An 18995-nucleotide genomic window follows, 5' to 3' on the forward strand; every position below is an offset into this window, starting at 1 on the left:
AACGGCACCGACGTCGACGAGCCGCTCGTTGAGCGATTTCGCGGAGAAGCCGCCGAACACGACGGAGTGCGTGGCGCCGATGCGCGCGCAGGCCTGCATCGCGACGATACCTTCGATCGACATCGGAATATAGATGATGACGCGATCGCCCTTGCCGATCCCGCGTTTCTTCAGCGCGTTCGCGAAGCGCGACACGCGTGCCAGCAGCTCGGCATAGGTGACGCGCGTGACGGTGCCGTCGTCGGCCTCGAAGATGACCGCGATGCGCTCGCCGTTGCCGGCTTCGACGTGGCGGTCGAGGCAGTTGTACGACGCGTTGAGTTCGCCGTCGTCGAACCACTTGTAGAACGGCGCGTCGCTCTCGTCGAGCACCTTCGTGAACGGCTTGTGCCAGCTGAGGCCCTCGCGTGCGAGACGCGCCCAGAAGCCTTCGTAATCCTGCTCGGCCTCGGCGGCCAGCGCGCGGTAGGCCGGCATGCCGGAGATGTTGGCCGCCTTCTCGAGCGCCGCGGGCGGCGCAAACTGACGGGTTTCGTGAAGAACCGATTCAATCGCAGACATCGACAACCCCTTGGTGAACATGAATCCTCTGCATGGCGGCGCGATCGTGCGCGCCGCGCGTCTTGGCCGGCGCATGTGCGCCGCTGTCTCCCACCCACCCGCGCGCGGCCCGGAGGCTACGCACGATGCTGCGCCGCACCACGTCATGCGACGTGGACGTACGGCCCGGCGATATCCACGATAAGCGCGCGAACTTACCCGTCACTTACGCGGCATCACCGTTTCGCACGCCAGCGCCGCCGTGCGGTCGGCTGCATGACAGCCGGCTTTACGCTGTTATAAACGCGACCCTACAATCCTAACTGAACTCGCCCCCCGGACTCCAGCTTGAATCGCTACGCCCTCTTCCTGATCCTGTCGATGCTGTTCGTCGGCAGCAACGTCGGTATCGGTAAATCCATCGTCGTCTTCGTCCCGGTCGCCATCCTCGCCACGCTGCGCTTCGTGATCGCGATCGCCGTGCTGTGGCCGCTGTTCAGCCCGGTGAAGATGCGCGCGGTCCGGCGTGCGGAATGGCTGAACCTGTTCCTGCAGGCATTCTTCGGCACCTTCATGTTTACGCTGCTGATGCTCAACGGCGTGCAGCGCACGAGCGCGGTCGCGGCCGGCGTGATCACGAGCACGATCCCGGCCATCGTCGCGCTGTTCGCGTGGCTGATCCTGCGGGAAAAACCGAACGGCCGTGCGCTCGTGTCGATCGCGCTCGCGATCGCCGGCGTCGTGACGATCAACCTCGCCAACGGCAGCGCAGGCAGCACGTCCGCGCACGGCGCCGGCACGTCGTCCGGCTCGCTGACCGGCAACCTCCTGATCCTCGGTGCCGTGTGCTGCGAATCGATCTACGTGATCCTGTCGCGCCGGCTCACGCAGACGCTCGCGCCGATCGACATCTGCGCGTACACGCACCTGTTCGGCCTGTGCCTGATGCTGCCGCTCGGCGCGACGGCGCTGTGGCATTTCGATTACGCGAGCGTGCCGGCCGGTACGTGGGCGCTCGTCGTCTGGTACGGGCTGTCGGCCAGCATCTTCTCGTTCTGGCTGTGGATGAAGGGCATCCGGCACGTGCCGGGCAGTCTCGCCGGCGTGTTCAGCGCGGTCCTGCCGGTCGCCGCCGCCGCGTACGGCATCGCGTTCCTCGGTGAGCGCCCGACGCTCGCGCACGGCATCGCGCTCGCGTGCGTCGTGACCGGCATCGTGCTCGCGAGCCTGCGCGTGAAGCGCGTGCCGGCCGCCGCGTCCTGATCCGTCCCCGGCAGCGCCGGCGCGTCGCTGCAGTCGCGCCGGCCGACGCGTTACAATAGCGCGCCTTTTCAAGATTACCCCCGATACCTGCGCACAGCGCCCGTACCACCATCATGTCTGCCCCGCATTCGCCCGGCTTCACCCGCCGTCCCCTGCGCCCGCTACCCGCGCTGATCTTCATGAGCCGCTGGCTCCAGGTTCCGCTTTATCTGGGCCTGATCGTCGCGCAGGCCGTCTATGTATTCCTGTTCCTGAAGGAAGTCTGGCACCTGCTGTCGCACGCGACCAGCCTCGACGAGATCAGCGTGATGCTCGCGGTGCTCGGCCTGATCGACGTCGTGATGATCTCGAACCTGCTGATCATGGTGATCGTCGGCGGCTACGAGACGTTCGTGTCGCGCCTCGGCATCGAGGGCCATCCCGACGAGCCCGAGTGGCTCGACCACGTGAACGCGGGCGTGCTGAAGGTCAAGCTGTCGATGGCGCTGATCAGCATTTCGTCGATCCACCTGCTGAAGACCTTCATCAACCCCGATCAACACACGACGCACGCGATCATGTGGCAGGTGCTCATCCACGTGTCGTTCCTCGTGTCGGCGCTCGTGATGGCGTGGGTCGACCGCCTGACGACCCACACGCACCCGGCCCATTTCCACGAGACGCATGCGCCGGCGCCGGCCGTGTCCCGCAAATCGGTCGAACCTGCCGTCCACGCATAAACGTATTCCCCACAGTCCCCACAGAGTCTCAGCCATGACCGTCATCAAACAGGAAGACCTGATCCAGAGCATCGCGGATTCGCTGCAGTACATCAGCTACTACCACCCGCTCGACTACATCCAGGCCCTCGGCCGTGCGTACGAGCTGGAAGAGAGCCCGGCCGCGAAGGACGCGATCGCGCAGATCCTCACGAACAGCCGCATGTGCGCGGAGGGCAAGCGCCCGATCTGCCAGGACACCGGCATCGTCACGATCTTCGTGAAGGTCGGCATGGACGTGCGCTGGGACGGCGCGACGATGGGCCTCACCGACATGATCAACGAAGGCGTGCGCCGCGGTTACACGCACCCGGACAACGTGCTGCGCGCGTCGATCGTCAATCCGCCGGAAGGCGCCCGCAAGAACACGAAGGACAACACGCCGGCCGTGATCCACTATGAGATCGTGCCGGGCGACAAGGTCGACGTGCAGGTCGCGGCGAAGGGCGGCGGCTCGGAGAACAAGTCGAAGTTCGTGATGCTGAACCCGTCCGATTCGATCGTCGACTGGGTGCTGAAGACGGTCCCGACGATGGGCGCGGGCTGGTGCCCGCCGGGCATGCTCGGGATCGGCATCGGCGGCACCGCCGAGAAGGCGATGCTGATGGCGAAGGAATCGCTGATGGAGCCGATCGACATCCAGGAAATCATCGCGCGCGGCCCGAAGGACTGGGTCGAGGAACTGCGCGTCGAACTGCACGAGAAGGTCAACGCGCTCGGCATCGGCGCGCAGGGCCTCGGCGGCCTCGCGACCGTGCTCGACGTGAAGATCATGGCTGCTCCGACGCACGCGGCATCGAAGCCGGTCGCGCTGATCCCGAACTGCGCGGCGACCCGCCACGCACACTTCGTGCTCGACGGTTCGGGCCCGGCCAAGCTTGAAGCACCGTCGCTCGACGCCTGGCCGAAGGTCCAGTGGGAACCGAACACGGAAACCAGCAAGCGCGTCGACCTGAACACGCTGACGCCGGAAGAAGTCGCGAGCTGGACGCCGGGCCAGACGCTGCTGCTGTCGGGCAAGATGCTCACGGGCCGCGACGCCGCGCACAAGCGCATCGCCGACATGCTGGCGAAGGGCGAGAAGCTGCCGGTCGACTTCACGAACCGCGTGATCTACTACGTCGGCCCGGTCGATCCGGTGCGTGACGAAGTGGTCGGCCCGGCAGGTCCGACGACGGCCACGCGGATGGACAAGTTCACCGAGACGATGCTCGCCCAGACGGGCCTGATCTCGATGGTCGGCAAGGCCGAACGCGGCCCGGTCGCGATCGACGCGATCAAGAAGCACAAGGCGGCCTACCTGATGGCGGTCGGCGGCGCCGCTTACCTCGTGTCGAAGGCGATCCGCGGCGCGAAGGTGCTCGCGTTCGAAGACCTCGGCATGGAAGCGATCTACGAATTCGACGTGCAGGACATGCCGGTGACGGTGGCCGTCGACTCGTCGGGCACGTCGGTGCACCAGACCGGTCCGAAGGAGTGGCAGGCGAAGATCGGCAAGATCCCGGTCGCAACCGCTTAAGCGCACTCGCACGAAAGGCCGGACGACGATCCGGCCTTTTTACTTCTCATTCTCATTATTGTGCGCGGCCGGTGCTTCAACGCTGATTCTCATTCCCGGCAAAAGGCAGGCCCGGCAAGGCTCCGAGGCTTGGCATTTCCCGTTCGAGCGATTATCGTTCGGTTTCTGAAGCCCCACTGAACAAGGAACAGCCATGCAAGGCGACAAGAAAGTCATCGAATACCTGAACGCCCAACTGAAGAACGAACTCACGGCGATCAACCAGTACTTCCTGCATGCGCGCATGTACAAGCACTGGGGCCTCGACAAGCTCGGCAAGCACGAATACGACGAATCGATCGGCGAAATGAAGCACGCCGACTGGCTGATCGAGCGCGTGTTCATGCTCGACGGCCTGCCGAACCTGCAGGATCTGCACAAGCTGCTGGTCGGCGAGGAAACCGAAGAGATCCTGAAGTGCGACCTGAAGCTCGAGCAGATCTCGCAGTCGACGTGCAAGGAAGCGATCGCTTACTGCGAATCGGTGCGTGACTACGTGTCGCGCGAGATCTTCGAAAAGATCCTCGACGACACCGAAGAGCACATCGACTGGCTGGAAACGCAGATCGACCTGATCGGCAAGGTCGGCCTGCAGAACTACCAGCAGACGATGATGGGTTCGCCCGAGTAATCGTCCCCCCTCGATCGCCACCTCGCCTTCAGCATGACGATGACGAACCACCCCGCCGCCCCCGTCGGCATCTTCGATTCCGGGCTCGGCGGCCTGTCGGTGCTGCGCGCCGTGCGCGCGCACCTGCCCGGCGAGTCGTTCGTCTACGTCGCCGATTCGCACCATGCACCGTACGGTCCGCGCGACGAGGCGTTCATTACGGAGCGTACGCTGGCCATCGGCGAGTGGCTCGCCCGCGAAGGGGCGAAAGCGCTCGTGATCGCCTGCAACACGGCAACGGCGCGGGCGATCGCGGCCATCCGCGAACGCCTGGCGATACCGCTCGTCGGTGTCGAGCCGGGCATCAAACCGGCCGCCGCCGTGTCCGCGACCGGTATCGCGGGCGTGCTCGCCACGCAATCGACGCTGAACAGCCCGCGCTTCCAGGCGCTGCTCGACCGTTACGGCGCGGGCCGCCGCTTCATCTGCCAGCCCGGCCACGGGCTCGTCGAAGCGATCGAACGCGGCGACACGAACTCGCCCGCGTTGCGTGCGTTGCTCGAGCGTTACCTGCAGCCGATGCTCGACGACGGCGCCGATACGCTGGTGCTCGGCTGCACGCACTACCCGTTCTTCACGGAAACGATTCGTGACCTTGTCGGCGACCGCCTGACGATCGTCGACACGAGCGACGCGATCGCCCGCCAGCTCACGCGCGTGCTCGACGAACGCGGCCTGCGCGCGCCGGCCGGCACGCGTGCCGCGCCGCCGCGCTTCTGCTCGACGAGCGACGGCCTGCAACTGCGCGCGCTCGCGTCGTCGCTGCTCGGCCTCGACGTTCCGGTCGAATCCGTCACCATTTCCTCGCCGAACGCGCGCGCCTGCGCGACCGCCTGAAGCGGGCCGGCATACCGCCGGTTCGCCCTCTCCCGCCGCGGCTGCGCCGCATCCTCCATTTCAAGGGTCCGATGACCTTAAAAAAAGCCGAACCCAGGCTTGTCAACGCCCGCAAATTTAATGATAATAATTCGCATTAACGTTAGCTATCGCAACTCATCATGATCGTCTGCGTGTGCAAGTCTGTTTCCGATCGCAAGATTCGCGCGTCCCTCGCCGAGGGCGTGAGTTCCTTCGATGAACTCCAGTTCGAGCTCGGCGTGGCCACGTGCTGCGGCAAGTGCGAGGAGTCCGTACGCGACCTCATGGCCGAGCAAGGCGTCTGCGCGAGCCGGTGCGGCGTTGAGCACCACGCTCACCCGATCCCGGTCACGTTCTACGACCGCAAGGCCGCCTGAGCGGCGCCGAGCGTACGCACGCGGCTGCGGCCGCATTTGATGTCCGACCGTCAGCAAGCCATCTTCCGCGCGAGCCAGCGGCTTACCTGCCAAGGAGCCTGTCATGGAATTGCTGATCGGATTTGTGACCACCGTGTGCATCTCGCTGCTGATCTTCCGCAAGTAACACCGATTCACCCGCCGCGCCCCGGGTGCGACGTCGTCCTTTCAAGCTAACATGCAGGCTTCGCAATCCGCTCCTGCCGGCGCCCTGCCGGCTGCCCCACGTATGAATCCCCGGGTCATCACCGTCGCGGTCGGTGTGCTTGCCGCACACGCGATCATGCTGGCGGCCGCCTGGCTCCATCGCAACGCGCCGCCGCCGAAAGAGATCGAGGTCCAGTCGATCACCGCGCAACTCATCCCGCCTGCGCCTGCCGCTCAACCGGTCGCGGTCCAATCGGCCGCGCAGCCCGCACCGCCGAAGCCCGTGCCGCGCGAGAAGCCCAAGGTCGAGCCGAAGCCCGTGCAGAAGGCGGTCAAGCCGACGCCTCAGCCGGTCGCGCAATCCCCGTCGCCGACGCCCGCGCCGGCGGCTGCCGATCCGACACCCGCTCCCGCCGCGCCTGCCCCTGCCGCGCCGGCCGCCGCACCCGGCCCGGCTCGCGAGACGATGCAGGTCAGCGCGCCGAAGAACGTATCGGCACTCAGCTGCAATTTCGTGAAGCCCACCTATCCGTCGATGTCGCGCCGCCGCGGCGAAACGGGCACGGCTTATGTTCACTTCATCATCGGCGTGACGGGCAAGATCGAAAGCGTCCAGTTGCAGAAGAGCAGCGGCTACCCGCGTCTCGACGAAGCCGCGCTCGATGCGACGCGCGCCAGCACCTGTCCGCCGTACATCGAGAACGGGCAAGCGATTCGCGCCGCCCATACGCTGCCCTTCAACTTCACGCTCGACGATTAACCCGCCTCATTCGGAAGATTCAAAGGAAACAAAAATGCAAAGCTACGGTATCGCGCACGTCTGGGCGCAAGGTGATTTCGTCACGCGCGCCATCGCGATCACGCTGCTCGTGATGTCGGTCCTGTCGTGGATCGTGATCATCGTCAAGGGCTGGAACGTGGTTCGCCTGAACCGTCTCACGAAGAATGCCGAGCAGGCGTTCTGGCATTCCGACGATTTCGACGACGGCATCAAGAAGCTCGGCCTCGCCGCATCGACGCCGAGCGACAACCCGTTCCTCGCGCTCGCGCTGTCGGGCAAGGAAGCCGCCGATCACCACCATCAGACGCAACCGCACCTGCACGACCGCATGGACGTGTCGGACTGGGTCACGCGCTGCCTGAAGGACACGATGGACGAAGGCATCTCGCGCATGCAGGCCGGTCTCGCGATTCTCGCGTCGATCGGCAGCACGGCGCCGTTCGTCGGCCTGTTCGGCACGGTCTGGGGCATCTACCACGCGCTGCTGGCAATCGGCGCAACCGGCCAGACGTCGATCGACCAGGTTGCGGGCCCGGTCGGCGAATCGCTGATCATGACGGCCTTCGGCCTGTTCGTCGCGATTCCCGCGGTGCTCGGCTACAACGCACTGACCCGCGCGAACAAGGGTGTCGTCAGCAAGCTGCGCCGCTTCGCGCACGGTCTGCACGCGTACTTCGTGACGGGTGCGCGCCTCGCATCGTCGTCGCCCCGCGACGGCCTGCGCCTTGCTTCGCGCGCCAGCTGAGACGGGGTGAACCATGGCAATGAACACCGGCTTCAGCGATGACGACGACGATGGCGTGATGAGCGAGATCAACATGACGCCGCTCGTCGACGTCATGCTCGTACTCCTGATCATTTTCCTCGTGACGATCCCGGCGATGCAGCATGCGGTGAAGATCGACCTGCCGCACGCGAGCAGCCAGCCCGTCGACGAAAAGCCGCAGACCGTCGACGTCGCGATCCAGGGCAACGGTACGATCCTGTGGAACGAACAGACGGTCACGCGCGAGCAACTGCAGGCGCACATCGCGGAAGCGGCACAGCATCAGCCGCAACCGGAGTTGCACCTGCGTGCCGATCGCAAGGTTGCCTATGAACGTGTGGCCGAAGTGATGTCCGATGCGCAGGCCGGCGGCCTGACGAAGCTCGGCTTCGTGACGGAGCCGACTGCGAAGGCGAAGTAACGCACGCGCATTTCGCTACGCGACGGTCGGTCGCTGGCCGGCAGCGCCTAGCCGGCCGCACACAAAGTAAAAGGCCTTCATCGCCAGATGAAGGCCTTTTTTCATGCGCACGCGGGCGCCTTCGGGCGGCGGGCTCTTCGGCGGTATCGGTTGCGCCTCGAGCAACGCAAATGCGGCTACCGTGGTCTGCACGGACTGCGCGTTCTGCCCTATCTGGCTCGCAATATATGCGGCCACCTGATTCCGCTCAGAACTTCCTTCGCGAAATGGGATTTCAATATAGGCCTGCCCGCGGATGCATTCAAGGTCCCGGCGATTGAAACTTGCGATTGCAGGCGGCGCTTCAATGACAAAACAAATTTGCCACGCCGCGCATCTTGCATTCAGGTGGCCGAAGCATCGGCCGCCGCCGCATCCTTCTTCGCGCGCTCGGGACAGCCCGGCTGCTTGTATTCGCCGTGGTCGAGCTTCTCGACCAGATAGTCGACGAACGCGCGCACCGCGGGCGGCATCCCCTGCCGCGACACGAACACCGCGTAGAGCTGCGGCACCGGCAGCGTCCAGCCCGGCATCACCGGCGACAACTGCCCCGCGCGCAATGCATTGCCGTACATCATCTCGGGCAGCGCCGCGATGCCGAGGCCGTCGAGCACGGCCTCGCGGATCGTCATCAGGTCGGCCGTCACGAGCCGCGGATCGTGCTCGTGCAAATGACGCGAGCCATCCGGTGCGATCAGGCTGAACACGTGCCGCCCGTCGACGCTCGGCGTATCGAGCGTCTCGAAATGGGCCAGATCGTCCGGCACGAGCGGCGGCGCATTCTGGTTCAGCAGGCTCGGCGCGCCGACCAGCATCTGCTCGGTCCGCCACAGCGGCCGCACGACGATGTTCGCGTTCTGCGGCGGCTCCGAGCGCACACGCAACGCGACGTCGATCGAATCCTCGAACAGGTCGATCACGCGGTTGGTCACGCGGATGTGCACCTTGACCTCGGGATAGCGGTGCAGGAATTCGGGAAGGATGCGCGACAGCATCGTCTGCGACAGGGTAACGGGGACGCTCACGCGCACCGAGCCGCGCGGCGACGCGCGCAGCTGCTGCACGGCGTTCATCGCGGCCTGCGCCTCGGCGAGCATCGCCTGGCAATGCTGGTAGAACAGTTCCCCCGCCTCGGTCAGCGCGAGCTTGCGCGTCGAGCGCTGCAGCAGGCGCACGCCGAGCGCCGCCTCGAGTTCGGTCAGGCGCCGCGACAGGCGCGATTTCGAGATGCCCAGTACGCGTTCCGCCGCCGAGAAACCGCCGTGTTCGACGACCTGCGAAAAGTACATGAGGTCGTTCAGGTTGTGTGCATCGATGTTCATGTCATCGTTCCAATTTCAGAACAATCCATTGCGAACCGCCGCAAATCGGCCGGTAAAACGCCCAATATAATAGCGCTATGTTTCAAAAATGACGCTATTCCGATGTTATCGAGGGCTTTTGCATGACGACCGCTCGCTCGCTTGACCGCACGTACCCCGCGCTTCGCACGACCGAAGGCGGCGGCTTCGTGGTTCACCGTCCGTTCCCGACCCGGCTGCTGATGGATTTCGATCCGTTCCTGCTGCTCGATGAAATGGGCCCCGTCGACTATGCCCCTGGCGAAGCCAAGGGCGCGCCCGACCATCCGCATCGTGGCTTCGAGACCGTCACCTACGTGCTCGACGGGCGTTTTCGTCATCGCGATTCGGCCGGCCATGCCGGCACGCTCGGGCCCGGCGACGTGCAGTGGATGACGGCCGGCGCGGGCGTCGTGCACAGCGAAATGCCGGATCCCGAGTTCGCTCGGGCCGGCGGACGTTCGCACGGCTTCCAGCTGTGGGTCAACCTGCCGCGCCGCGACAAGCTGATCGCACCGCGCTACCAGGAGATCCCGGCCGGCCGCATCCCGAGCGCGACGTCGCCGGACGGCCGCGCGCAAGTCCGCGTGATCGCCGGCGAAGCGTTCGGTGTGCGTGCGGCAATCGAGACGCGCACGCCGATCCTCTACCAGCATTTCACGCTGCAACCGGGCGCAACGGTCACGCAGCCGGTGCCGGCAGGGTATCGCGTGTTCGCCTACCCGCTCGACGGAACCGGCCGCTACGGGCCCGACAGGCAGCCGGTCGACGCACGGAACATGGTCGTCTACGGTGACGATGGCGATGCGGTGACGTTCGAGGCCGGCGATACGCCGCTCGACCTGCTGCTGATCGGCGGCGTGCCGCTCAACGAGCCGATCGTCCGCTATGGCCCGTTCGTGATGAATACCGAGGAAGAGATCCGGCAGGCCGTCGTCGACTACCAGACCGGCCGCATGGGTCGCATCGAAGCGTGACGTCCGATCGGGGGCGCAGGTGCCGCGAAACCGCTCGTTTTGCGTCACAATGACTTCTTGAACCATGTGGCTGCCCGCCACCAGAAGGAACCCGCCCTCGTGAACTTCGAACATCTGATCCAGATCAACTCCGACGATCCGGCCGTGCCGTCCCTGACCCGCGACCAGCTCTGGGAAGGCCTCGTACTGCGCGCCGAACAGCCGCAGCTGTTTGTGATCGGCCTCGACAGCTGTGTCGTCCACGAACGGACGGACACGACGCTCGAACGCGAACTGCACTACGGGCATGCGACCGTGCGCGACCGCGTGACGTTCACCCCGAACCAGCAAGTGCGCTACGACATCCACGCGGCCGGCGGCGAAATCGGCGGCTCGCTGACGATGACGATCGAGGAGCGCGACGACCACGAGCTGTTCCTGCGCTTCGAATACCGCACGACGCTGACCGTCACGGACGACAGCGAGGAAGCGCGCCAGACGCACGGCATCGTCAAGGAAGCGTATCGCACGTCGGACATCGACACCGTGCGCCTGATTCGCGAATACGCTCAGGGGCGCAAGGACCCCGACCCGCTCCACTGACGTCGGCGGCGGCCTGCGGGCCGCCCATTTGACTCAGGCTATCGAATTCGTCATATCGATCGATAAAGAGTTTTTGTAAATGGGAATAGTTATCATTTAGAATTCATTCCATCGTATCGACAGTCACCGATCAACCGAATGACCGACACCACGCGCCCGACTACGCTGAGCTTGCGCCGCCCGACCGGCACCGCAAGCGCCAACCGTCAGAAGACGGCAGCGGTCACGACGCCGGCGAAACCCGCCGCTAGTAGCCGCGATGCCGGCACCCGGACTCTCAGCAGCGATGCGCTGCTGCAAGGCCACAGCCACATCAGCATCGCGCATAACGGAGAGACGTATCAGTTGCGTGCCACGCGGCTCGGCAAACTGATCCTGACGAAGTAACGACAGAGTATTGTGGGGACCACCTCCCTGAGAGGTGTTGGGCAGTAGCCAGCGTAACGGCTTGCACGCGAGATCTAGACCCCTTCGTGCAAACACACTCAAGCAGCCGTTGCAGCAAGCCAAGCCACTTTTTTGGTTCTCGCACAAGGAAGAAAAAAGCGACACGTCGAAGGACGTGTCGCTTTTTCGTTTGGGCGTCCGGATGCAAGGGAAAAAGCATCGCGGTTGTCTGCGCTGCGGCTTCGACGCGTTCCGGAGCCACGCAGCGGGACCACCCTCTCCGGTTGCGCCGGAACCCGGCCGCAAGGCCTTCAATCCCGCATCAGAAACCCCAGAACATCAGCCACCATGCGCTGTCGACCACGGCCAGGCCTGCCGCGAACCACGCGAATGCAGCCAGCCGGCGCGGCCATGCCGCATAGCGCCCGGTCACTTTCCATGCGAGCCAGGCGCTCCACGCATTCGCGCCGACCAGAATCGCGATGCGCACGTCGGCTGCCCAGCCGAGCGGCACGTGCTCGGCCCGCAGCAGCGACAGCGTCGTCGCAGACAGCCCGAGGAACACGCCGGCTCCTGCGATCGGGATCAGCGCCTGCGCGAGGTGATGGAGACGCGTGCGATCGAAGCGTCCGAGCATCAGCGTCGCGCCAGCCAGCAGCACGAGCAGCGCGGTGCCGTACACGAGCCCCGTGCCGACGATGTAGCTGACGATCAGCCCGCCGTCGAGCCACGAGAACACGTCGTTGCGATCCGGATAGTGCGTGAGCAGGAACCACGGTGCATTGGTCTCGAGCGGCCACGTGATGTCGTGATCGATCAGCCAGCCCGCGAGCCATTGCTTGATCTGCACGAACCACGGGCTCACGGTCCAGTGGAACGCACCGATCGCGACGCCGAGCAGGCCGTACAGGATCAGCGCCGTGTCCCACGGGCTCGCCTGCTGCGCGCCGAGGTTCACGACCTCGTCGGACGGCGAGCGCCACGACAGCTCAATTGCGTCGCGGTGCCCGCTGCAGCGGCCGCACATGTGGCAGGCGGCGGCGCCCTTCATGTTGCGCAACGGCACGAGCGGCGCGCAATTGATCGGAATCACGCGATGCCCGTGCTCGCCGTTCTTGTACGAGCGGCGCCACGCATCCTCGTCGACCTTGTAGCGCATCGGCGCGAGCCGCGCGAGCAGCCCGAACACGCCATTGACCGGGCACAGATACTTGCACCACACACGCTTCTCGCGGCCGTACAGCACGCCGATCACGATCGCGCCGACGGTCGAGCCGCCGAGTACGAACAGCACCGCGAGCGGGTACTGGTACACGCTCACCATCTGCCCGTAGATCGTCGTGAGCCCGAACGCGACGAACGGCCAGCCGCCCCACCGCATCCAGCGCGGAATCGCGCCGCCGCGGCCGAACTTGCTCGCATATTCGGTCAGCGCGCCTTCCGGACACAGCACGCCGCACCAGACGCGGCCGAGCATCACCATCGACAGCAGCACGAACGGCCACCAGATGCCCCAGAACACGAACTGCGCGATCAGCGTGAGATTGTTCCAGAGGTGCGCGGAATCGTCCGGCAGCGGCAACACCGCCGGCACGATGATCAGGAATGCGTAGACGCCGACGACGACCCACTGGATGCCGCGGATCACCGCGCCGTGGCGCTGCATCCACTGGCCGGCCTGCGCGAGCCAGCCCGGCTTGGCTGCTGCGACGACACTCATGCCGCGCGGCCCGCAGGAACGGCCGGACGACGGCTCGCGCGCTTCATCAGCAGCCAGACCACCGCCCAGTACACCGCATAGGCGATCAGGTTGGTCAGCGCCGGATGCGCACGATAGCCGGTCAGCGTCGCGACGAGCGAACCGAACGTGCCGGAATCATCGAGGATCCCCGACGTGTCCCACAGCTGCGAAATGCCGAGCGGCAGGATTTCCTTGTCGATCAGCTTGTCGACGCCGGTCTGGAACAGGCCCGCGCCGAGGAACAGCAGCATCACTTCCGTGACACGGAAGAAATGCCGCCACGAGAAGAACTTGCCGCCGAGCTGCAGCAGATAGAACGTGAGGAGCGCGAGGCCGAGGCCGATCACGACCGCGAGCATCTGGCCGCCGTCCACGTGCCCCGACTGGCCGAACCCGAGGCCGTACAGGAAGATCACCGTCTCGCTGCCTTCGCGTGCGATCGCGAGTGCGACCAGCACGGCGACGCCCCACCAGTTCGAATCGCGCGTGCTCTGCTGCAGCGACTGCTCCATGTCGCGCTTCAGCGTGCGGCCGTGCCGGCGCATCCACAGCACCATCTGCACGATCAGCACGCACGCGATCAGCACCATCGCGGTCTGGAAATAGTCCTGCGCGTCGCCGGACAGCACTTCGGTAAAGCCGACGAGCGCGGCGCCGAGACCGACGGCCATCAGCAGGCCGACTGCCACGCCCGTCCAGAGAAAGGGCAGGCCGCGGCGCGCGTCGTCGTCGCCGTTCTTCAGCCATGCATAGAGGATGCCGACGACGAGCAGCGCTTCGACGCTCTCCCGCCAGACGATGAACAAGATCTGACCCATTGAATCCTCCTGACGTGCGGGGCAAGGCACGCGTACGCCCGCACGCAGATAAAACGCATTACTTCGCGACGATCACGCCCTGTGCCTGCTGGTGGAAATCGTCGAAAAACTTGTATTCGCCCGGCGACAGCGGGGCGACGACTACGAACGAATCGGCGCCCGGCGCAAGCACCTTTTCCTTGCGCAGCTGCACGCTCTCGAATTCGGCGGCGCCCTTGCCGGTATTCCGGATCTCGATCTTGAAGCGCTGCCCGGCCGGCACTTCGATACGGGCGGGATTCAGCTTGCCGTCCGTCATCTCGAGCTTGAACGTCGGCAGATCGGCGGCATGCGCCGCGCCGGCGAGCCACAGCGCGGCGGCTGCGGCGACGATTTTCTGGGGAAATTTCATTCTGGGTTCTCTACGCCGACGGCGCGCCGAAGCGCGCCGTCCGTGATGCCACCGATCAGTACCCGCCCTTCTTGCCGATGCCGGCGAACGGGAAGTCGTATTCGAGGGTGATGGGCTTGAACCACGCGCCCACGCCCGTTTCCTTGTCGACGTGACGGCCGAACGCCATGTGGCCCGATTGCATCGGCGGCTTGACGGTCATCGTCAGGTGGTACTTGCCCGGGCCGGCCAGCTTCACGTTGTCGCCATAGTGCGGGCCGTCGCTCGCGACCATGCCCATCAGGTCGCCTTCAGCCTTCCACTTCGTGTCGCCCTGCTTCGTCAGCTTGTACGTGACCTGCAGGTACGGCATCCAGTCGCCTTCCGCGAAACCCGTCGGGTTGTTCTTGACCGCGTGGATGTCGGCCTCGAGGTGGATGTCCGAATCCGACGCCTTGCGCATCATCCCTTCCGGATCCATCGTGATCGGCTGCAGGTACACCGCACCGATTTCCATGCCGCCCTGGATCTGCTGCTTGCCGATCGGATATTCGGCTGCCGTTGCCGACATCGCGGCAAGCGCCGCTGCTACCGCAACCGACGTGCGGATGAACGAAGAACCCAACATGGACACTCCTTGTTATTTGTCTGGTGACTTGCGCGCCGCCGGTCAGGTCCGCGCGCTGGAAACACTAACGCAACGAATAACGTTAATGCGAACTATTCTCAATACTTGCGAAGTTTAGCACCGAACCGGCTCCGGAACAAACGAGACACCGCGTAAACCCCTGATCCGACAAGGCTTACAACGGTGTTACCAGAAGGTTTCAGTGACGTTTGGAAAGATTTACCGGCCGCCGTTGACGTGGTCGCCCACGTTCGCGCCGAACACGCGTTCACGCAGCAACGCAAGCTGGTCGCGCGTCGCCGCGGCCTTTTCGAACTCGAGGTTCTTCGCATAGTCGGCCATCTGCTTTTCGAGACGCTTGATCTCTTTCGAGATCTGCTTTTCCGACATGTCCTCGAACTTCGCGCGTTGCTGCGCTTCCTTCAGCTCGGCGCGCGCTTCGTCGGCGTTGTAGACGCCGTCGATGATGTCCTTGATGCGCTTCACGACGCCGCGCGGCGTGATGCCCATCTTCTCGTTGTGCGCGATCTGCTTCGCGCGGCGCCGCTCGGTCTCGCCGATCGCGCGCTTCATCGACTCGGTCATGTTGTCGGCATAGAGGATCGCCTTGCCGTTCACGTTGCGCGCCGCGCGGCCGATCGTCTGGATCAGCGAGCGTTCGGCGCGCAGGAAGCCTTCCTTGTCCGCATCGAGAATCGCGACCAGCGACACTTCCGGAATGTCGAGGCCCTCGCGCAGCAGGTTGATCCCGACCAGCACGTCGAACGTGCCGAGCCGCAGGTCGCGGATGATCTCGACCCGCTCCACCGTGTCGATGTCGCTGTGCAGGTAGCGCACCTTGACGCCGTGGTCGGCCAGGAACTCGGTGAGCTGTTCGGCCATCCGCTTCGTGAGCACGGTGATCAGCACGCGCTCGCCGGCGTTCACGCGCGCGTTGATCTCGGTCAGCACGTCGTCGACCTGCGAGCTTGCCGGGCGCACTTCGATTTCCGGATCGACGAGCCCGGTCGGCCGCACCACCTGCTCGGCCACCTGCCCCGTCACGCGCTGCTCGTAGTCGGCCGGCGTCGCCGACACGAACACCACCTGGCGCATCTTGCGCTCGAACTCGGGGAACTTCAGCGGCCGGTTGTCCAGCGCCGACGGCAGCCGGAAACCGTAGTTCACGAGGTTTTCCTTGCGCGCGCGGTCGCCGTTGTACATGCCGTTCAGCTGGCCGATCAGCACGTGCGATTCGTCGAGCAGCATCAGTGCATCGGGCGGCAGGTAGTCGACGAGCGTCGGCGGCGGCTCGCCGGGCGCGGCGCCCGAGAAGTGCCGCGAGTAGTTCTCGATGCCCTTGCAGAAGCCGAGTTCCTGCAGCATCTCGAGGTCGAAACGCGTGCGCTGCTCGAGGCGCTGCGCCTCGACGAGCTTGCCGTCGCGGTGGAAGAACTCGAGGCGCTCGCGCAATTCGTCCTTGATCGTCTCGACCGCCCGCATCACGGTGTCGCGCGGCGTCACGTAGTGCGACGACGGATACACGGTGAAGCGCGGGATCTTCTGCCGCACGCGCCCGGTCAGCGGGTCGAACAGCTGCAGCGTCTCGACCTCGTCGTCGAACAGCTCGACGCGCACGGCCAGCTCCGCATGCTCGGCCGGGAAGATGTCGATCGTGTCGCCGCGCACACGGAACGTGCCGCGCTGGAAGTCCTGTTCGTTGCGCGAATACTGCATCGCGATCAGCCGCGCGATCACGTCGCGCTGGCCGAGCTTGTCGCCGGTGCGCAGCGTCAGGATCATCTGGTGGTATTCGGACGGATTGCCGATACCGTAGATCGCCGACACCGTCGCGACGATCACCACGTCGCGGCGCTCCATCAGGCTCTTCGTCGCCGACAGCCGCATCTGCTCGATGTGCTCGTTGATCGACGAATCCTTCTCGATGAACAGGTCGCGCTGCGGCACGTACGCTTCCGGCTGGTAATAGTCGTAGTACGACACGAAGTACTCGACCGCGTTGCGCGGGAAGAACTCGCGGAACTCCGCGTAGAGCTGCGCCGCAAGCGTCTTGTTCGGCGCGAACACGATGGCCGGGCGGCCGAGCCGCGCGATCGTGTTGGCCATCGTGAAGGTCTTGCCAGAACCCGTCACGCCGAGCAGCGTCTGGAATGCGAGGCCGTCGCCGACACCTTCGACGAGCGTTTCGATCGCGGTCGGCTGGTCGCCTGCGGGCGGGTATGGCTGGTACAACTGGAACGGCGACCCTTCGAAGGTCACGAATTTCGATTCGTCGAGCGCGTCGCCGACTTCGGCGTGATGTTCGGACATGGAGTGCGGCCGGAGCGAGGGCAAAAAAACTATTCTAGCGCTTCGCGGCGTTGCGGACCGCTGACGGCTCCTGACGCGCGGCAGCGGTCCGAAATCGCAATTCGGCGCGCAATCGCCGCCTCCGGCAGCGTGAATTCGCTACAATGTCAGGCTGCTGCGCTTTCCGGCGCCGTGCCCGTTGGCGCGCGGTCCGCTGCGCCCGCCCCGCCGGCTGAAAGCCTGACCCTCTTTTCACTACTGCCGAATCATCATGTCGCTCTTCTCCGCTGTCCAGCTTGCTCCCCGCGACCCGATCCTGGGCCTGAACGAAGCCTTCAACGCCGATACGCGTCCGACCAAGGTCAACCTCGGCGTCGGTGTGTACACGAACGAAGAAGGCAAGATTCCGCTGCTGCGCGCCGTTCGCGAAGCGGAAAAGGCGCGTGTCGACGCCGGCCTGCCGCGCGGCTACCTGCCGATCGACGGGATCGCCGCGTACGACGCAGCGGTGCAGAAGCTGCTGCTCGGCAACGATTCGCCGCTGATCGCCGCAGGCCGTGTGGTCACGGCGCAGGCACTGGGCGGCACGGGCGCACTGAAGATCGGCGCCGATTTCCTGCGCACCGTGAACCCGAACGTGAAGGTGGCGATCAGCGACCCTAGCTGGGAAAACCACCGCGCGCTGTTCGAAGCGGCCGGCTTCGAAGTCGTCGCGTACCCGTACTACGACGCCGCAACCAACGGCGTGAACTTCGAAGGCATGCTGTCGGCGCTGAACAGCTATGCAGCCGGCACGATCGTCGTGCTGCACGCGTGCTGCCACAACCCGACCGGCGTGGACCTGACCGAAGCGCAATGGCAGCAGGTCGTCGACGTCGTCAAGGCACGCAACCTCGTGCCGTTCCTCGACATCGCTTACCAGGGCTTCGGCGAAAACATCGAGGCCGATGCCGCCGCGGTGCGTCTGTTTGCCGCGGCCGACCTGAACGCGTTCGTGTCGTCGTCGTTCTCGAAGTCGTTCTCGCTGTACGGCGAGCGCGTCGGCGCGCTGTCGATCATCACGTCGAGCAAGGAAGAAGCGACGCGCGTGCTGTCGCAACTGAAGCGCGTGATCCGCACGAACTACTCGAACCCGCCGACCCATGGCGGCGCCGTCGTCGCGGCCGTGCTCGCGTCGCCGGAACTGCATGCTGCGTGGGTGCAGGAACTCGGCGAAATGCGCGACCGCATCCGCGCGATGCGCAACGGTCTCGTCGAGCGCCTGAAGGCGAGCGGCGTCGATCGCGACTTCAGCTTCATCAACGCGCAGCGCGGGATGTTCTCGTATTCGGGCCTGACCTCGGCGCAAGTCGATCGCCTGCGCGAAGAGTTCGGCATCTACGCAGTCGGCACCGGCCGGATCTGCGTTGCTGCACTGAACACGCGCAATCTCGACGCGGTCGCCACCGCAGTCGCGGCGGTCCTGAAGTAAGCCGGTGCCAGCGGGTGGCAACCCGCTCTGCCGAAACAAAAAACGCGCTCCCCGGAGCGCGTTTTTTCATGCCGTTCTACTGTCAGCGAATGCTCGCTGCAGCACGAGCGGCGCGCAGCGCGGCCGCCCGTGCCGGAGCCCGTTACTGCATGAACCAGCCGTGGCTGACGACGAC

The 18995-nt window shown here is 65.1% G+C and carries 20 protein-coding genes; 13 read left to right on the forward strand and 7 right to left on the reverse strand.

The genetic code is table 11. The features are described from left to right. The coding region (locus tag U4Z31_RS35520) for an acetyl-coenzyme A synthetase N-terminal domain-containing protein (RefSeq protein WP_321812836.1) at nucleotides 1-561 on the reverse strand (561 nt) is incomplete at its 3' end. Nucleotides 562-888: 327 nt separating this feature from the next. Here U4Z31_RS35520 and U4Z31_RS35525 point away from each other — a divergent pair. The 9 genes from U4Z31_RS35525 (at nucleotide 889) to U4Z31_RS35565 (ending at nucleotide 8178) form a co-directional block, all read left to right on the forward strand. Then, nucleotides 889-1803, forward strand: coding sequence for a DMT family transporter (locus tag U4Z31_RS35525; protein WP_044849004.1), 915 nt, complete (start codon nucleotides 889-891; stop codon nucleotides 1801-1803). 113 nt (nucleotides 1804-1916) lie between these two features. Then, nucleotides 1917-2522, forward strand: a complete 606-nt coding sequence (locus U4Z31_RS35530; RefSeq protein WP_321812837.1) for a TIGR00645 family protein — start codon at nucleotides 1917-1919, stop codon at nucleotides 2520-2522. A gap of 34 nt (nucleotides 2523-2556) precedes the next feature. After that, a complete protein-coding gene (locus U4Z31_RS35535) occupies nucleotides 2557-4080 on the forward strand; it encodes a fumarate hydratase (RefSeq protein WP_006478316.1) in 1524 nt (507 codons plus the stop codon). 193 nt (nucleotides 4081-4273) lie between these two features. Next, complete coding sequence (gene bfr, locus U4Z31_RS35540) at nucleotides 4274-4750, forward strand: bacterioferritin (RefSeq protein WP_006482753.1); 477 nt, start codon at nucleotides 4274-4276, stop codon at nucleotides 4748-4750. Between the two features lie 39 nt (nucleotides 4751-4789). Beyond that, nucleotides 4790-5626, forward strand: a complete 837-nt coding sequence (murI, locus tag U4Z31_RS35545; protein ID WP_260428140.1) for a glutamate racemase — start codon at nucleotides 4790-4792, stop codon at nucleotides 5624-5626. Between the two features lie 161 nt (nucleotides 5627-5787). After that, nucleotides 5788-6024 carry a bacterioferritin-associated ferredoxin gene (locus tag U4Z31_RS35550; protein WP_011885486.1) on the forward strand — a complete coding sequence of 79 codons (237 nt, stop codon included), beginning with the start codon at nucleotides 5788-5790 and terminating at the stop codon, nucleotides 6022-6024. 217 nt (nucleotides 6025-6241) lie between these two features. Then, on the forward strand, nucleotides 6242-6970 hold the full coding sequence (locus U4Z31_RS35555; RefSeq protein WP_321808701.1) for an energy transducer TonB: 729 nt from the start codon (nucleotides 6242-6244) through the stop codon (nucleotides 6968-6970). 34 nt (nucleotides 6971-7004) lie between these two features. Further along, nucleotides 7005-7736, forward strand: a complete 732-nt coding sequence (locus U4Z31_RS35560) for a MotA/TolQ/ExbB proton channel family protein (RefSeq protein WP_044848999.1) — start codon at nucleotides 7005-7007, stop codon at nucleotides 7734-7736. Between the two features lie 13 nt (nucleotides 7737-7749). Further along, nucleotides 7750-8178 (forward strand): ExbD/TolR family protein, encoded by a 429-nt coding sequence (locus tag U4Z31_RS35565; protein ID WP_044848998.1) that lies wholly within the window; start codon nucleotides 7750-7752, stop codon nucleotides 8176-8178. A 383-nt stretch (nucleotides 8179-8561) separates the two neighbouring features. On the opposite strand, the gene U4Z31_RS35570 is transcribed toward U4Z31_RS35565, so the two are convergent. Then, a complete protein-coding gene (locus U4Z31_RS35570; protein ID WP_044848996.1) occupies nucleotides 8562-9539 on the reverse strand; it encodes a LysR family transcriptional regulator in 978 nt (325 codons plus the stop codon). Between the two features lie 122 nt (nucleotides 9540-9661). On the opposite strand from U4Z31_RS35570, the gene U4Z31_RS35575 reads away from it, so the two are divergent. From U4Z31_RS35575 to hemP, 3 genes are all read left to right on the forward strand, one after another. Then, a complete protein-coding gene (locus U4Z31_RS35575; RefSeq protein ID WP_321812838.1) occupies nucleotides 9662-10534 on the forward strand; it encodes a pirin family protein in 873 nt (290 codons plus the stop codon). Between the two features lie 99 nt (nucleotides 10535-10633). Continuing rightward, entirely contained in the window at nucleotides 10634-11116 is a 483-nt protein-coding gene (locus U4Z31_RS35580) for an SRPBCC family protein (protein ID WP_044849005.1), read from the forward strand. A 138-nt stretch (nucleotides 11117-11254) separates the two neighbouring features. Beyond that, entirely contained in the window at nucleotides 11255-11503 is a 249-nt protein-coding gene (gene hemP, locus U4Z31_RS35585; RefSeq protein ID WP_044848994.1) for a hemin uptake protein HemP, read from the forward strand. Between the two features lie 322 nt (nucleotides 11504-11825). On the opposite strand, the gene U4Z31_RS35590 is transcribed toward hemP, so the two are convergent. From U4Z31_RS35590 to uvrB, 5 genes are all read right to left on the reverse strand, one after another. Continuing rightward, nucleotides 11826-13223 (reverse strand): 4Fe-4S binding protein, encoded by a 1398-nt coding sequence (locus U4Z31_RS35590; protein ID WP_321804430.1) that lies wholly within the window; start codon nucleotides 13221-13223, stop codon nucleotides 11826-11828. Next, complete coding sequence (locus U4Z31_RS35595; RefSeq protein ID WP_321812839.1) at nucleotides 13220-14062, reverse strand: FTR1 family iron permease; 843 nt, start codon at nucleotides 14060-14062, stop codon at nucleotides 13220-13222. Before U4Z31_RS35595 ends, U4Z31_RS35590 begins: the two co-directional genes overlap by 4 nt. Nucleotides 14063-14120: 58 nt before the next feature. Then, nucleotides 14121-14453: a cupredoxin domain-containing protein gene (locus U4Z31_RS35600; RefSeq protein WP_006760846.1), complete on the reverse strand. Its 333-nt coding sequence runs from the start codon at nucleotides 14451-14453 to the stop codon at nucleotides 14121-14123. Nucleotides 14454-14508: 55 nt separating this feature from the next. Then, nucleotides 14509-15060, reverse strand: coding sequence for an iron transporter (locus tag U4Z31_RS35605; protein WP_044848991.1), 552 nt, complete (start codon nucleotides 15058-15060; stop codon nucleotides 14509-14511). Nucleotides 15061-15279: 219 nt separating this feature from the next. After that, entirely contained in the window at nucleotides 15280-17370 is a 2091-nt protein-coding gene (gene uvrB, locus U4Z31_RS35610; protein ID WP_044848990.1) for an excinuclease ABC subunit UvrB, read from the reverse strand. A 250-nt stretch (nucleotides 17371-17620) separates the two neighbouring features. Here uvrB and U4Z31_RS35615 point away from each other — a divergent pair, with 250 nt between their 5' ends. After that, a complete protein-coding gene (locus U4Z31_RS35615) occupies nucleotides 17621-18820 on the forward strand; it encodes an amino acid aminotransferase (protein ID WP_044848989.1) in 1200 nt (399 codons plus the stop codon). Nucleotides 18821-18995: the final 175 nt, after the last annotated feature.

The sequence above is a fragment of the Burkholderia sp. BCC1985 genome, from assembly GCF_905339915.1.
Classification (GTDB): Bacteria; Pseudomonadota; Gammaproteobacteria; order Burkholderiales; family Burkholderiaceae; genus Burkholderia.

What these genes read in the sequence shown, in the direction of transcription:
- U4Z31_RS35570 (WP_044848996.1), bottom strand. Translation starts at nt 9,539, where the DNA reads ATGAACATCGATGCACACAACCTGAACGACCTCATGTACTTTTCGCAG.
- U4Z31_RS35600 (WP_006760846.1), bottom strand. Translation starts at nt 14,453, where the DNA reads ATGAAATTTCCCCAGAAAATCGTCGCCGCAGCCGCCGCGCTGTGGCTC.
- U4Z31_RS35615 (WP_044848989.1), top strand. Translation starts at nt 17,621, where the DNA reads ATGTCGCTCTTCTCCGCTGTCCAGCTTGCTCCCCGCGACCCGATCCTG.
- U4Z31_RS35530 (WP_321812837.1), top strand. Translation starts at nt 1,917, where the DNA reads ATGTCTGCCCCGCATTCGCCCGGCTTCACCCGCCGTCCCCTGCGCCCG.
- U4Z31_RS35565 (WP_044848998.1), top strand. Translation starts at nt 7,750, where the DNA reads ATGGCAATGAACACCGGCTTCAGCGATGACGACGACGATGGCGTGATG.
- murI (WP_260428140.1), top strand. Translation starts at nt 4,790, where the DNA reads ATGACGAACCACCCCGCCGCCCCCGTCGGCATCTTCGATTCCGGGCTC.
- uvrB (WP_044848990.1), bottom strand. Translation starts at nt 17,370, where the DNA reads ATGTCCGAACATCACGCCGAAGTCGGCGACGCGCTCGACGAATCGAAA.
- bfr (WP_006482753.1), top strand. Translation starts at nt 4,274, where the DNA reads ATGCAAGGCGACAAGAAAGTCATCGAATACCTGAACGCCCAACTGAAG.
- U4Z31_RS35605 (WP_044848991.1), bottom strand. Translation starts at nt 15,060, where the DNA reads ATGTTGGGTTCTTCGTTCATCCGCACGTCGGTTGCGGTAGCAGCGGCG.
- hemP (WP_044848994.1), top strand. Translation starts at nt 11,255, where the DNA reads ATGACCGACACCACGCGCCCGACTACGCTGAGCTTGCGCCGCCCGACC.
- U4Z31_RS35555 (WP_321808701.1), top strand. Translation starts at nt 6,242, where the DNA reads ATGCAGGCTTCGCAATCCGCTCCTGCCGGCGCCCTGCCGGCTGCCCCA.
- U4Z31_RS35575 (WP_321812838.1), top strand. Translation starts at nt 9,662, where the DNA reads ATGACGACCGCTCGCTCGCTTGACCGCACGTACCCCGCGCTTCGCACG.
- U4Z31_RS35590 (WP_321804430.1), bottom strand. Translation starts at nt 13,223, where the DNA reads ATGAGTGTCGTCGCAGCAGCCAAGCCGGGCTGGCTCGCGCAGGCCGGC.
- U4Z31_RS35595 (WP_321812839.1), bottom strand. Translation starts at nt 14,062, where the DNA reads ATGGGTCAGATCTTGTTCATCGTCTGGCGGGAGAGCGTCGAAGCGCTG.
- U4Z31_RS35560 (WP_044848999.1), top strand. Translation starts at nt 7,005, where the DNA reads ATGCAAAGCTACGGTATCGCGCACGTCTGGGCGCAAGGTGATTTCGTC.
- U4Z31_RS35535 (WP_006478316.1), top strand. Translation starts at nt 2,557, where the DNA reads ATGACCGTCATCAAACAGGAAGACCTGATCCAGAGCATCGCGGATTCG.
- U4Z31_RS35550 (WP_011885486.1), top strand. Translation starts at nt 5,788, where the DNA reads ATGATCGTCTGCGTGTGCAAGTCTGTTTCCGATCGCAAGATTCGCGCG.